General features: G+C 43.8%; 15 protein-coding genes. 8 read left to right on the top strand and 7 right to left on the bottom strand.

Features of this window, described 5'->3' with window-relative positions; translation table 11 throughout:
* Positions 1-6: 6 nt before the first annotated feature.
* Positions 7-990, bottom strand: coding sequence for an RpnC/YadD family protein (locus tag BJP37_RS29880; RefSeq protein ID WP_075904330.1), 984 nt, complete (start codon positions 988-990; stop codon positions 7-9).
* Positions 991-1464: 474 nt separating this feature from the next.
* On the opposite strand from BJP37_RS29880, the gene BJP37_RS29875 reads away from it, so the two are divergent.
* Complete coding sequence (locus tag BJP37_RS29875; RefSeq protein ID WP_075904328.1) at positions 1465-1740, top strand: hypothetical protein; 276 nt, start codon at positions 1465-1467, stop codon at positions 1738-1740.
* Complete coding sequence (locus BJP37_RS29870; RefSeq protein WP_075904326.1) at positions 1737-2105, top strand: clan AA aspartic protease; 369 nt, start codon at positions 1737-1739, stop codon at positions 2103-2105. The genes BJP37_RS29875 and BJP37_RS29870 overlap by 4 nt, the downstream gene beginning before the upstream one ends.
* 176 nt (positions 2106-2281) lie before the next feature.
* On the opposite strand, the gene BJP37_RS29865 is transcribed toward BJP37_RS29870, so the two are convergent.
* The 3 genes from BJP37_RS29865 to BJP37_RS29855 all read right to left on the bottom strand — a co-directional run bounded on the left by BJP37_RS29865 (position 2282) and on the right by BJP37_RS29855 (position 5462).
* Positions 2282-2872 carry a DUF2808 domain-containing protein gene (locus BJP37_RS29865; RefSeq protein WP_075904324.1) on the bottom strand — a complete coding sequence of 197 codons (591 nt, stop codon included), beginning with the start codon at positions 2870-2872 and terminating at the stop codon, positions 2282-2284.
* Positions 2873-3137: 265 nt separating this feature from the next.
* Positions 3138-4895: a serine/threonine-protein kinase gene (locus BJP37_RS29860; RefSeq protein ID WP_075904322.1), complete on the bottom strand. Its 1758-nt coding sequence runs from the start codon at positions 4893-4895 to the stop codon at positions 3138-3140.
* A 111-nt stretch (positions 4896-5006) separates the two neighbouring features.
* Entirely contained in the window at positions 5007-5462 is a 456-nt protein-coding gene (locus BJP37_RS29855) for a helix-turn-helix domain-containing protein (protein ID WP_075904320.1), read from the bottom strand.
* 254 nt (positions 5463-5716) lie between these two features.
* On the opposite strand from BJP37_RS29855, the gene BJP37_RS29850 reads away from it, so the two are divergent.
* A complete protein-coding gene (locus BJP37_RS29850) occupies positions 5717-6691 on the top strand; it encodes a M48 family metallopeptidase (protein ID WP_075904318.1) in 975 nt (324 codons plus the stop codon).
* Between the two features lie 78 nt (positions 6692-6769).
* Here BJP37_RS29850 and BJP37_RS29845 read toward each other — a convergent pair whose 3' ends face one another.
* The gene (locus BJP37_RS29845; protein WP_143727862.1) at positions 6770-7051 is read right to left on the bottom strand and encodes a hypothetical protein; all 282 of its coding nucleotides are present in this window, start codon (positions 7049-7051) and stop codon (positions 6770-6772) included.
* A 42-nt stretch (positions 7052-7093) separates the two neighbouring features.
* Between BJP37_RS29845 and BJP37_RS44050 the strand changes: the two genes are divergently transcribed.
* On the top strand, positions 7094-7225 hold the full coding sequence (locus tag BJP37_RS44050) for a hypothetical protein (RefSeq protein ID WP_269087088.1): 132 nt from the start codon (positions 7094-7096) through the stop codon (positions 7223-7225).
* Here BJP37_RS44050 and larC read toward each other — a convergent pair.
* On the bottom strand, positions 7189-8628 hold the full coding sequence (larC, locus tag BJP37_RS29840; protein ID WP_075904314.1) for a nickel pincer cofactor biosynthesis protein LarC: 1440 nt from the start codon (positions 8626-8628) through the stop codon (positions 7189-7191). The two genes, BJP37_RS44050 and larC, sit on opposite strands and share 37 nt — an antisense overlap.
* Positions 8629-8897: 269 nt before the next feature.
* Between larC and BJP37_RS29835 the strand changes: the two genes are divergently transcribed.
* The 4 genes from BJP37_RS29835 (at position 8898) to BJP37_RS29820 (ending at position 13756) form a co-directional block, all read left to right on the top strand.
* On the top strand, positions 8898-9539 hold the full coding sequence (locus BJP37_RS29835; protein ID WP_075904312.1) for an L-threonylcarbamoyladenylate synthase: 642 nt from the start codon (positions 8898-8900) through the stop codon (positions 9537-9539).
* 435 nt (positions 9540-9974) lie between these two features.
* Positions 9975-11183: a HetZ-related protein gene (locus tag BJP37_RS29830; RefSeq protein WP_075904310.1), complete on the top strand. Its 1209-nt coding sequence runs from the start codon at positions 9975-9977 to the stop codon at positions 11181-11183.
* Positions 11184-11565: 382 nt separating this feature from the next.
* Complete coding sequence (locus BJP37_RS29825; RefSeq protein ID WP_075904308.1) at positions 11566-12276, top strand: PHP domain-containing protein; 711 nt, start codon at positions 11566-11568, stop codon at positions 12274-12276.
* A 703-nt stretch (positions 12277-12979) separates the two neighbouring features.
* Positions 12980-13756 (top strand): hypothetical protein, encoded by a 777-nt coding sequence (locus BJP37_RS29820; RefSeq protein WP_070396970.1) that lies wholly within the window; start codon positions 12980-12982, stop codon positions 13754-13756.
* A 27-nt stretch (positions 13757-13783) separates the two neighbouring features.
* Here the strand turns inward: BJP37_RS29820 and BJP37_RS29815 are convergent, their stop codons facing one another.
* Positions 13784-13996, bottom strand: a complete 213-nt coding sequence (locus tag BJP37_RS29815; protein WP_075904306.1) for a hypothetical protein — start codon at positions 13994-13996, stop codon at positions 13784-13786.
* Between the last annotated feature and the right edge of the window lie 178 nt (positions 13997-14174).

The raw sequence follows: 14174 nt of genomic DNA, 5'->3' as shown, positions 1-14174 counted from the left end.
TACTCTTCAATTGTCCTGACTAACCTGATGTTGTGCCAAGAGCTGCTCAAATTCCTCAAGGGATTTACTCTTAAGAGAGTGATCAATCAACTGTTTCAACACAGAGATATCTTCTATTGAATTAATCGCTGCCACCAATTCTGGTGATACCGATTCAAACCGATTTTGTAAAATTTTAACCACTGTCTCTTGAAAACCTTGTTGAAGTCCTTCTTGAAGTCCTTGTTCCAGACCCCTCTTCATTGCCCTTTCTTCCACTCGACTAATCAAAGGCATCTGTCTTTCCTCCTGATAACGTTCAAGTTCTTGATTCAGCTCCAGTTCTAACTCTTCCGGTAAAGCCATCATTTGGTCAATACACTGGAACAGTTTCACTATATCGTTTTTACTATAACCTCGTTCAAAAAGTCTCCGAATCAGGTACCACTTCCATCGCTTGCGCTCCATCGGTTGTTTATGGGTAGCTTTGGTCTTCAAATGAGCCATCACCACTACTGCGAAGGGATTAGTACTCGATTCCAACACCTGCCACATTGACTGATAGTTCAGTAATTTAACTATCGGAAATTCTAGACTCAGGCGACAACCTCCCAAGCCATATTCATAGGACGATGGAGACCAAGAAGCATTCTCATCCCCCAATACCGCTAAGCTAATCACAGGTTTCTCGTACAGGTCAAATGCCCTGTAATGATATTGGTACATTCGCTTAGCAAAAGTTGATTCTTTTTGGCTTTGTACCTCTACATGAATCAATACCCAAGTTTCATTTCCACTACAGAGCCACACCTGGAATAATTTATCAGCGATTCTTTTTCCTGACTCAGCAGCACCAACTATTTGCTGTAATTCTGTATCAAGGGCTTGGGGGGTCTGATTCCAATCAATCAGAGTGTGAACTTGGGGAAAACAAAACTGCAAAAATGAATCGAAATAAGCTTGTAATGCTTCTTTCCAAGGATTGTCATAGTCAGCTATTGGTTCGCTCATTTCTATTTTTTACTTCTAGACTAATCCTAAAAACCATCTCATCAAAAAGAGATCACTGCTCTCGTTGCTGTCATGGTATTCAGTGTAGTAAATTGTATAGTAAAATAGCGGATTATGGGTAGATTAATACTAAAATTACTGAAAGCAATTTCTAGGATTTATAAAATAGGTTAAGTCCACAAGTTTATAATTTTAGTAAATAGCTATGCAGCCAGTAAAAAGGGGAGCCAGTTGCTGATATGACTCCCCATCTTCTAAAGTTTCCTGTGTTTAACTATTCCGATCAGGTGACTGGGATCAGAAATGCGATCGCGTAGCGTGGCCTACGGCCAATCGCTTTTCCATACTGTCGTTCTTTCTGATCAGACTTCAGCTTTCGAGTTCCCTAAGTTATAGATTTACCACTGTGAGATGCACCCATTAAGTTCAGGCTATAATCATAGTCTGCGTTAATCTTGAACAGAGGTCAAACCAATGGTAGTTCGGCAACCTCGCTATAGCAAAGAAGAATTTGCTAGGCATGGAGATTACATCTATCAGACTAAAGTACGCCCTTTGGTTGAAGCAGGCAATCATGGCAGAATCGTAGCGATTGACATTGAAACTGGCGACTTTGAGCTGGCTGATGATATTCTCAGTGCTACAAATGGTTTGTTTGAGCGACTTCCAAATGCCCAGCCTTGGATTGTTCGGATTGGGCATCGAGCTGTTCACCGTTTCGGCGCACGGAGCCTCAAACAACATGTATGATGTACGGTGTGGTAAATACAAACTGTGAGGCAACGATTCGGCTAGTCGTTGGTAATGAAAATGCCCAAAGGCGAGTGATTGATGCTGTTATTGATACTGGTTATACAGGTTTCTTAAGCTTGCCCCGCCAAACCATCATTGCCCTAAATTTGCCTTGGACTGGAGTTGAGCGAGGAACTTTGGGTGATGGTAGCGAAGCCACCTTTGAGGTATATGCGGCAACTGTAATCTGGGATGGTGAATACCAAAGCATTCCTGTCAATGAAACTGAAACTGATCCGTTGGTCGGAATGAGCTTACTTTACGGCTACGACTTGCGGATTCAAGCTGTGGAAGGTGGCACTGTCATAATCGAAGCATTATAATCATTACTGTCGTTCTTTCTGATCAGGCTTCAGCTCCAGTTTTAACTATTCCGATTAAGCTATTATTTGCTCAATTGGCTGCAAGTAATTAATCCAATGGTGGGCAGTGGTTACCAACAGCTAAAACCCAGCTGCTCGGTGTCATCCACTGCCCACCCTACATCGACACTTATCCCTTAGTCTCCAAACTCATCAAAAAACAACCTACGGCTACCTAGGAATAAACCAGGGCTATTGTCTCCAGTGGAAAAAGCCGTGACTCCAAATAAATAAGAACCACTAAACTCAGGATTTTCCTTAGCTCTAACCGAAACTGTAATGGTTTCACCAGGAGCAACCGGTGGATCAAACACAACAGTTACTTGATCCGAGTTAGACGATTCACTTCCCCCAATATTAGCCAAAGTCAGGGATGAGCCACCAGCAAAAGAATCGCCAACAAATGCACGACTCTTTCTCGGATCAAATTTGACTTTCTCGATATTAGTTTTATTCTGGGTAATCGTTACAGCTTGCAAAGACTCTCCAGCATCTTCCGGTAATCTGAGGGTGAATTGGTACGTTGCTGGCACCCTTACTCTAGTAAAGCTCGTAGCTGCCCTAACTAAACGCGGAGCACGATTAAACACAGTCTTACCATTACCGATTTCAATCGTCTTAGCAGGTAAGCCATAAAGAGTAGTTGGTAGCAATATACCCAATAAAAAAGCACCAGAGCCTATAAGACGAGCCTTAGTTAATTCCCAACGTGCTATAGTGTTAGTCATCTCAATCACCTCTAATCAAGAAAGCGTCCGAAAGAAATTTACTATTTAACGAAAAATTGTTAATTAACCAATACCCTTCAAGGATAACTACTCTACCGGACTTAATCTTAAGTATCAGACTCTTCCGTTAAAATTACGTGATATCTAGCTTAGAAAACCATAATAAAACCGAATATAGCTTTGCTCATACCTATTAGATACACATAATTTTTTACCACTTCCAACTTCCCTACTCCCCACTCCCTACTCCCTACTCCCTATTCCCTTAACGCCAGCCAAACCAACGCATTACTGGCACTAGCAGGTAATAACTCACCCCTAGCCAAAATCCTTGTAATATAGCCAAAATAGCAAAAAAAGTCATCGGGTGATAGAAATCCAGTTTACCGGTTCTAGAAAAGGAAAAGATATTAACCACAAATCCTGCTGGCAATAGATCAGATGACACTAGACCCCCAAATACGCCACCAGTTCCTGCTGCCACCACTAAGGCATGAACAAGATTATGACTGGGTAGCCCTAATCCTAGTACCAGGAGCATTACTGTAACCGCAGTAATCCATGGCAGCAACCCCTGGTCAGGTACATAAGACAGCAATAATAGCGTAGGTACCGTTGCCTGCCACATCAACCATCCCAGGCTATAACCAAAAATACCCATTATCCCTGCCACTAAAAAACGCCGCTGCTGACCAAAGCCTCTTGCAGCCGTCAACCCCCAAGCTGTACCTAAGCCAGCCGCCGCAAACAATAGCATTTCTTGCCACATTGTTATTTGTAGCGAAGGCAAGATCATAGACAGTTCCCCAGAGAGCCAATTTGTCACTTTCTCCCCAAGACTTGTCCAATTCAATACCATAAACCCAACCGTTGCACAAAAAACTCCCCCAAAAGCTCCGAGGAACATCTCCCAGGCACTATCGAGACAGGCTAGTGCGATGGTGATCACTACTGCTAAAAATAAATGTTTTACGGATGTGATCGAGTGAGTCAAGCCTGTCACAGATTGTCTTAGTTTACGGCTAGATAACCCCAGAGCAGCTACCTGATTTCCTTGAGACGAATACACTGGTGCTGAGGAAGGTACTGGTGCTGGGATAGGTTGGTAACTAGTGCTAGGAGTCATACCTAGACGCAGATGAATCTCAATCGTAGTTGTTGGTCTTTGTTGGGGTACTACGCTGAGCATTTCATCCAGCAAGTCCGCCAAGTCATGACTTACCACTGCCTGCTCTCGCCATCGAAATTCACCAGTTACTGGGTCTTGTAAATCCTTCAACTCAATACCCGTCAGTAAATGAATCATGGTTCGGCTCAGGGCATAGAAATCAGCAGCGGGTCCAATTGCTGCACCAGCTATCTGTTCCGGTGGAGAGTAACCTGGAGTAATCAACCGAGTCGAATCGTTCTGAGAAGACTCAGAACCCACACTCAATTGTTTAGCTCCCCCAAAATCAATCGCCACTAGCTCTCCCGTGGTTTCCCGCAGCATTAAGTTTGACGGTTTGATGTCACGGTGAATCACTCCACAACTGTGCAAGACCTGTAAAATTTCTGCTGCCTGGTAGAGCCAGTCCCGCACTAATATCTCTGGACATCCCTGAGGATGATCTGTGAGCATTTGCTCCAAGGTTGAACCGTTGATTTTTTCCATCACCAAACAGTGCAGGTCCTGTGGCTCAAGACCTAGATTGACGACAAAATAGCTATCTTGGTCAACTTTGGGAATGCCTGGATGATCCAGACGTTGCAAAACATCTGCCTCTTGCTGAAATAGCTGCAATACCTTCGGTTTAGTATCTAGCAATACCTTCAGCACCTTTTCTGTATTCGACCGCAAATCCCAAACGGTGTATATGTTGGCAAATCCTCCTGAACCCAAGAGCTGGAGAGGTAAGTAGCGATTCTTGAGCTTTAACTTTGCTCCACAACCATTGCAAAAGTTGTTATCCCTTGGCTGAGGGTAGGGTGCTGGGCAATTGGGATTAATGCAATGAATTGATTCAGCAACAAATAGATGCACAATACAGCTCAAGAGACATTGTGATTTGATTTTATCGAACTGAGGAATTTTCTGATTAGTTATGAGTGGTTTTTGAATTGAAATTTTGATGAAACGACCTTTAGGTTTGTCCTAAGCACCACTGGCCGGAAAACTCCCACCGATGAAGTGAATATCACTGAAGGTTTCGATCCACAGACGAGCTCCACAATCAAGAGGGTTATCCGGTTGATACACAATCCTACACGGACCGAGGATTTCTACCTGGTTGCCATAGGTATTGTCGCCACTTCGTTTTACCGAAATCACTGGCAGCCGCTCTTCACGGCTTTTGTGGTTATTGGAGCCAATCCGATTACGATTGACATTAATTTTCGCTAAAGCAGGAGGACGACTTTTACGCCAAGTTCCTTTCGGTCCCCGGTTCTTCTTGGTAATTTGTGGCAGATAGTTGAACAGGGGAATAATCCAGAACTTACCGCTTTTATAAGCACCCCTTACTCTACCGGAGTCAATCAATTGCCGTAATCGTCGAGGAGAAATACCCAACAGAGATGCTGCTTCAGTAGTACCAACACACTTGTTCATAAGTTAATTTTCCTCTAACTTCCTTTACTCTTCCGATATCAGTATTATAACGAATCATCAAAGAATTGGCAAGGACACAACCCAGATTTAGGTGTTAGGTTTTAGGTATTAGGTTCTGGGTTTTGGGTTTTGGGTTTATTACTTATTCCTAGTATTTAAACCTAGTTAGGACTTAAGCCTAGTACCTAATGTCTAATCTCTAATGCCTAAAGCCTAAAGCCTAAAGAAATAGACCACTAAAGTACTGGACTACTATGGCCACCTATCCCGGAATTTCCAGCGACGCCTTCAAGCACCCCCTTGACCAACAAGCGGAGCAAGCTTTACGCAGTGTCCCTGGTTTTGACTTAGTTTCTCGTAAGTTTGTGGAATTTCTTTACGAGCGTCCCCAGTTTGTCTATCTTATGGGCAACAGTATCCAAGTCGGACCGCGCCAGTATGCTAATATTTATCACTTATTCCGAGAATGTGTTCGGGATTTAGATGTAAATCCCGAACCAGCCCTATTTGTTAGTCAAAACGCTCAGGTTAATAGCTATGCTTTAGGTCAAGATAATCCTTACATCGTTATCAACACTGGCTTATTAGACTTACTGAATGAAGCAGAAATCCGTACTATCCTGGCTCACGAATTAGGACATATCAAGTGCGGTCACACCATCTTAATTCAGATGGCGATGTGGGCAATGAATGCTGCCTCTATGTTAAGTGAAATGACCTTTGGCTTAGGGAATATCGTCAGCACTGGCTTAATTTTCGCCTTTTATGAATGGCGTCGCAAAGCTGAATTATCCGCTGACCGTGCTGCTTTACTAGTGATAGATGACCTGAAGACTGTGATGCAAACGATGATGAAAGTGTCTGGTGGCAGTGCTAAGCATCTACAGGAATGCAGTCTTGATGAATTTATCCGTCAATCAGAAAATTATCAAGAACTAGACCAAGACAGTCTGAATCAAATCTATAAGTTCTTACTCTATAATGGTGGTATTAATCGTCAATTTCTGAGCCATCCCTTTCCAGTTGAACGCATACACTACCTGCGAAAGTGGGCAATTTCAGAGGAATATCGTCAAATTTGTCAGGGTAATTATCAACGTGTTACCAAAAAGGGAGCAGTTGACGTTGACTCGAATCCACCATCGAACAACTCAGTCAATGAAGCGGAACAGTTGCAGCGTCAAATCCAGGAATTGCAACGGGAAATTAATCGCATTAAGAATAAGTAAGAGGGAACAGGGAATAGGGAACAGGGAATAGTGGAAAGAGGTCGTATTCATAAAATTTTGTTAGGTGCGCTCTTACCATTAATAATTAAATTCGCCACGGGTCGCACCTGTTGAATAGGCTAATTTTCCTGTCTTGGAATCAATAGCAGTAGAGTGGGCATCCTGCCCGCCCAAAAATAAGCATGAAACTGGCAAGATGCCATTTCCACACTCAAAAATAAGCATGAAACTGGCAAGATGCCAGTTCCACGCCCGAAAATAAGCATGAAACTGCTCAAGATGCCAGTTCCACGCCCGAAAATAAGCATGAAACTGGCAAGATGCCAGTTCCACACCCGAAAATAAGCATGAAACTGGCAAGATGCCAGTTCCACGCCCGAAAATAACCATGAAACTGGCAAGATGCCAGTTCCACGCAAGATGCCCATTCCACCGATCGCACCGCTCCCGACTCCCGACTCCCGACTCCCGACTCCCAATTCCCTACTCCCTACTCCCTACTCCCTACTCCCTGCTCCCTTTGCTCCATGTTGAGAATACCAAGTGGAGAGTGCTAAGTGATGTACTTCTAACCAAGAGCAGTTATTGTCCTTGGCTAACTTAGCGCAATCTTGGTATTCTGGATGGACATTCATAATTGTTTTGTGAGGTGAGCGATCGCTCCAAGCCACTTTCACACTAATTTGGCCATACTTAGTCTGTACCTGCTGGATTTCCCGAGGTAAGATCGCTCGTTGCTGAGTCAGACGTCGCACGCCTAAGGTAGTGGTTTCTCGGAATAATACTGCCTGACAGGCGTCTAGATCTTGAGGATGACAGATGACACTGAGCAGGATACCTGGTCGAGATTTCTTCATGCCAATAGCTTGAGTAAACACATCCACAGCACCAGCGTTAAATAACTCTTGGAATACATAGCCAATGGCTTGAGGATTGAGGTCATCAATTTGAGTCTCTAGCACTGAGATAGTTTCTAGGGAAGAGTTAGCAGAAGAAGAGTTAGCAGAAAGGGATGACTGGTGTAGGGTTTGTGGGGGTAAGTTTGACGGTTTAACCTTAAACTTGCCAAGATTGACGGCTTCTGACGATTCACCAATCCACAATCGCAACATATTGGGAATGGGTAATTGTCGAGAACCGGCACCATTACCTATTTTTTGGATAGTCATTGCTGGTGGTGAACCAAAGCTAGTGGCTAAGGTAACCGCAATAGCTGCTCCCGTTGGTGTTACTAATTCCCGCTCAATCCCATTGCTGTAAACTGGCACCTGACGGGATTCCCACAATTTCAGTACTGCTGGTACTGGCACCGGTAGCCGACCATGAGCTGCCCATACTGTCCCACCACCAGTGGGCAGTGGAGAACAATAGATTTGGTCAATTCCTAGCCAATCTAAGCCTAAGCAAGTACCAACTATATCGATAATGGCATCAGTAGCGCCTACTTCATGGAAGTGAACTTTTTCTGGGGAAATACCATGAACAGCTCCTTCGGCTTCTGCTAGTTTCCGGAAGATAGCAAGAGTCCACTGGGATACTCTTGAGGGTAATTTTCCTGCTGTAATTAATTTTTCTATGTCTGGTAAGTGTCGTGTGGGATGATGATGATGATTCTGCTCAGGTGTATTGATCTCTGTTATGCCTGACCTGTGTTGATGGTGGTGTTTATGGCCGTGTTGATGGTGGTGTTCATGGCCGTGTTCCTGTTGATGGTGATCATGCTTATAGTTTTGATCTAGTAAATCTACATCAACTTTGGTTGCCAACTGACCATTGTGGTGTACTTGGCTAAGTCTTAAGTGATACTCTTGCTCAATTCCGAGTGCTGCTAGCTTTTCCACTAAATATTCCCACGGTACACCCGCAGAAACTAGTGCTCCTAGGCACATATCACCAGCAATTCCAGTGGGACAATCTAAGTAAGCTAGCTTTGTCATTCTAGATCGTATTGATTAAGACTATTTGATTCAGATAAAAGGATTTGAAGCAATTCATCCCCTATAAACCCGCTTCGGTCTAGATCAGGGAATTCTGGCAAGATCTGGCTAACTATACTGACATCTGAGTCAGAAAACCCCAAACTGGCAACACACTTAGGTGGCAGTAGTTTTTAATCCTTTGGCAGAACCGTGTCTATGTCTGGCCTTGGTGAATTTTCCCAAGGTTAGGCTTTAGCAATTCAATATTGAGGAATTCAACAATATTTATGGCTACTATTTATACTATCCATCCGGAAACACCTCAAATACGTCGAATAGAGAAAATAAGAGAGTATCTGCAAGATGGTGCAGTGATGCTCTATCCCACTGACACTGTCTATGCGATTGGTTGTGATTTACATGTGAAGTCCGCAGTGCAACGAGTTAGGCGTTTGAAGCAACTATCCAATGATAAACCCCTGACGTTTTTGTGTTCGTCTTTGTCCAATATTGCTAAATATGCTCGGGTAAGTGATCCAGCTTACCGGATTATGAAGCATTTGATTCCGGGACCGTATACCTTCTTGTTACCAGCAACCAAGTTAGTACCTAAGCTGGTGATGAGTCCCAATCGTAAAACTACTGGTATCCGAGTCCCAGATCATAACGTTTGTCAGGCGTTGCTTTCAGCTCTAGGTCATCCAATTATTTCTACCTCAGCTCATCTACCGAATCAGGATGGTGACACTCCAACGGTGGGATTGGAACCGGCTAAACTATTTGATGCTCTCGATGGTCTCGTAGACATCATTGTGGACAATGACTTAGAAGCGAGATTTCAAGTCTCAACTATCCTCGACCTGACTGGTTCAGAACCGATGATGGTGCGGCAGGGTTTGGGATGGGAGGAAGCGTACGCTTGGATTTAGGTAGTGCTTTAGCTAGTGATTAACTAGTCAGCTCAGGTTGGGTAATGAGAGTATTAAGCACCACTTGACTACAACAAAACCTTAGTCGTTTACGGAAAAGTCATCACTAGTTCAGTCAGTTTCTGGATTGACCACTGCTCAGGTTTTGGTCATCCTGAATCAGCTTGATGCTGGAAAGTCTTGAACGCTATATCTAGTAAGGATTTCAGCCTTAGGTAATCCGACGGAAACTACAGGAGTGCTGGGGGTCACAACTAGTCAGCTTAGAGTAGTCACACACTCACCCGACCAGGGCTAGACTCACGAGTCTACATTTAGGGTGGACAAGGACAAAGGACAGCGAACCACTCCAAGGTTTGTAGATCACATTCACACACATTTCCTCTGTTGCTTGTTTCATGGCAATTCTGTGAATCTATTTTTGGGGGCAATACCATGCAAGTCAAAACTGTTACTAATAATCAAAATTCCGCTACTAATAATCAGGCTCCGGAAATTACTCTAGATCATCAAACCCAAAACTTGACCCAGGTCTTAGTGGAGGAACTCCAGTCGGAAATTGGAACTAAATCCAGAAGTATTCAAGCGGTTGCCCACCGGATCACCTTGGAGGTAGAACGGATTTGTACTAAGAGCGATCGCATCCAGAATTCCGGTGAAATTGATACTTGGAAGTTAAATCTAGCACGTCACCGACTGCACAAATGTCTGTCATACTACAAACTAGGTTCTCGGCAGGGTCGTGTGGAACTCCATAGTAACCTGAGTACCATGGTTTATCGCCATGTGGCACCGTCCCAATCTCAGTTAAACTTTTCTGCTCGATACAATTTGATTGAGGACTTTTTACAGGACTTTTACGCTGAGTGCCTCAAAGCCTTCCGCCGGGAAAATCCTGTCGATTGTGACTACACTCCCCGTACCCAGCTAGAACTAGCAGAGTACATGGGCTTTAGTGAGCAATATGCTAAGCGACGCATTACCCTACGTGGTCGCGGTAGCCAGCAGTTGATTGTACTCAGAGCACAAAGCTTTTCCCGACGTCAGCCTAATGAAACCCCTGTGGATATTGAACAGGCTGTGGAGTATGGTAGGGATGAAGAAGCCCAAGAGCACAACCGTTCAGCTACTGTACAACAGGTACGCTCAAACCTGATTGAGAAAACCATTGACCCCAGCGATGCTGTTTTACGCGATCGCATTATCTCTGAGTTGATCAAATACCTAGAGTCTAACGGTCATAATGACTGTGCTGATTATCTAGTGCTAAAGCTGCAAGACCTGGCTGCACCAGAGATTGACGAAATCATGGGTCTAACACCCCGTCAGCGGGATTATCTACAACAGCGCTTTAAGTACCATGTAGAAAAGTTCTCTCGTTCAGCTCAGTGGAAATTGGTACACCAATGGCTAGGAGCAGACCTGGATCAAAAACTAGGGATGTCATCGAAGCAGTGGGATATCTTTGTGGCTCAACTCGATAGCCAACAGCTAGCGTTACTGCCCCTGAAACAGGCGCAAAAGAGTGATCAAGAAATTGCCAAAGCTCTCAAGTGTACCCAAAAACAAGTGCAAAAGCGCTGGACTAAGATTTTGGAACTAGCTTGGAAGACTCGTAACTCAGAAATTGGCCATGGCAATTAGAATCGAATCTCCTTCTGGAACTAAGTAAGGAGGAGAGTTAGGTAAAGCTTAAGTAGTTAAGCCAACACCGATAAAGTATTAAGTTTGCTATGGTTATGTTAACAAGTGAAAACTCGTACCGCGTATTTCTATTTATTTTTATTCTAGGTTTTAGGCTAATGGAATTCGGGATTAGGTACACCAGGGGCAGTTGACAGCTTCCGTGCTCAAGTCGGGGCGCTTCATACGCTGGTCAGAAGCACAGAGCGATTTAACCTAGAGCGATTTAACCTAGAGCGATTTAACCTAGAGCGATTTAACCATTGGCCTAGACCCTTAAAAGTATTTCGCGGCTGCAGATCCAATCTGGTCAATCAACCAATAGTCATTACAGTAAGTATCTATGGTAGTCAATATTGCTCAAGGGTCTGCTTCACCTAAGATAGCAGCAAAAAATCAACAAGCTCTCCGCCAAGTTTGGGAAATGATTGAGCCTGATAGCTGTCCCTATCGCTACAATTTCCATATGCACACGATTTACTCTGATGGTCGGCTCAAACCGGAAGAGTTGATCAAGCAAGCAATTACCATTGGTCTTAAGGGACTTGCCATCACCGATCACCACTCCGTTGGTGGTTATCAAGTTGCTCAAGCTTGCATAGAAAAATGGCAGCAGGAGTCATCTTTCTGTGATTCATTACCCCACTTCTGGACTGGTGTCGAAATTACCGCCAACCTCCTGAATGATGACGTTCATATCCTCGGTTATGCCTTTGATCCAGAACATCCTAGTTTAAAGCGCTATTTCACTGGCATCGCACCGACCGGTAATGATGCTGAAGCTGGTGCAGTGATTGATGCTATCCATCAGGCTGGTGGTTTAGCAGTGTTGGCTCATCCAGCCCGTTACCGTAAGTCAGCAGATGAGTTAATTGCTGCTATAGCCAACTTAGGCATTGATGGTGTTGAAACTTACTATGCCTACACTAATCCTGAACCCTGGCAACCTAGTCCAAAACAAACTAAGCAGGTGAAACAGTTGAGTGCTACCTACAATCTATTTAATACTTGTGGCACTGATACTCATGGGTTAAGCTTGCTCAAGCGTATTTGAAACGGAAATCTATTTTGACTTCTGTGGTTGTGGTCACTATCACTAAACGACTTAAGCCGTAAACTGGTATACATTTAGCGATACATTGACAAGTGTGATCTCAGATCTAATTATCACCTTAAAGGTGGACTGGTTACGGCTGGGTTTTTTTCAAGGCTGCGCTATCTTTGGTAAGAAATTAGCGCCAGATTTCTGGCGTTGTTAATGCTATTCCTTGTTGTAGCCGAGTTCGAGATCAGGGATTAGCTAGCTTAGGCCGTGGGGGAAATTCGATGCTCCTTGGCCTTTGGGCCACGCTACGCGAATGGAGCCGCTACGGGAACACAAAAGCGGCAGCAATCTTCCATAAAAACTTTCCCCGCATCTGTTCGATACATACAATATTTAATTTGTCAACCTCTATTAATCGACTGATAGTCCAGATTGATGGGACTTTTGCTATCAATACTGTGACTAGCTTTATATTTCTGGGAATTATATAAGTAAGCTCTCCTGAGATAGCTCAGGTAGCTAGAGGTTGAGACTATAGCTTCAGCCACGACTATTGAAGCCATTACATGGTGATTGGCAGTCGGAAAATCAGCTGGATAAGTTTCAGCTCAGACTCTGGATTGAGAAAGTGGTGCGACAAGGGGCGATGTTCTGTCGCCAAGGGAAGGCGCACCCAGAGATAGGAAGAAAAAAACGGTTTTTGGAGAAGACTATGATTAAGCCAGAAAAAGATTTTTGCTTCTGTACTTTAGCTCTCCGTAGTAAGTATCGCTCTCTTGCCAAAAAACTAGCAGGAGATTTAGAAAAGTATGCTCCAGGAAAATTATTAATAGTTGCCACAGATGATGTCAACGATTTTAATAACTGTAAGAACGTTTCAGCGTTTAAACACCAGCAAACAGGAATTCTTCATTGTTATCATGACAAACGTTTTGAGGTTGAGAAGGCTTTGTCAAGGTTTAGTGTAGCCATACAAATTGATGCTGACACCAGGATTGTAGGTAGCTTACCTGAAACCATTGAAGTATTGCCCGGAATTACAGCAGGACATCAAGCAAATCTTGTCAAGCATGTAGAAAAGTATAATCCGGAAAGATTAAAGCCCCTTAAACAGATAGCCTCTAAGTTAGATATCCCATTAGACAAGGCAATTTATATAGGAGAATCTTTAGTGTTTGTTTCTAGAGATGGTGGCAAAGAAAAAGAATTTATTAAACAATGGGGTATGATCGGGCGCTATTTTGAGTTAAAAGGTATTCATGGTGGCGAAGGCATTATCTTAGGACTGGCGGCTGCTAAGGCTGGATTGACTATTAGCAGAAGTTCTAGCTGGGACAGGATTAATGAAGTCAAGAAACATCTGGATGCTTCTCATGAGAAAACACAGAAAACGTTTTGGGATTCCCTGAAACGCAAACTGGGCTATCACTATAATTTTAATCGAGCCAGGGTAGCAGCATTAAAAGATTTTGAATTTTACTACCGATAATATAGCATTTGGTGAGGTACTTTCGTCCTAGGTTTTAGGGAGTAGGGAGTAGGGAGTAGGGAGTAGGGAGTCGGGAATAGGGAATAGGGAACTTCGGATCAGGGAAGAGCGATGCAGTGAGGTTTTGGGGGTAACCCCCAAGAGCTCACTGGCGTGGTTTTCACGGGGCTGCGTGCCCAACTTGCTTCCCCACACAGCCCCAAAAGCATGAGAGACCGCATCAAGAAGCCATTTGGTCATCGAACAATCTATTTTTTTTTAGTCTAATGAGGTACAAACAATTTTTACCATCTTACCTCTTACCTCTTCTGACTTCACTGCTCCCTGCTCCCTGCTCCCTGCTCCCTGCTCCCTGCTCCCTACCTCACAGGGGTAGGTTTTTTACAAACAGAGGAGTAAACGCTCAGATGAAGAGGTA

It is taken from the genome of Moorena bouillonii PNG, from assembly GCF_001942495.1.
In the GTDB taxonomy this organism is placed as follows: domain Bacteria; phylum Cyanobacteriota; class Cyanobacteriia; order Cyanobacteriales; family Coleofasciculaceae; genus Moorena; species Moorena bouillonii.
Note: the sequence above shows the minus strand (reverse complement) of the source record. Positions and strands in the feature narration are given on the sequence as shown.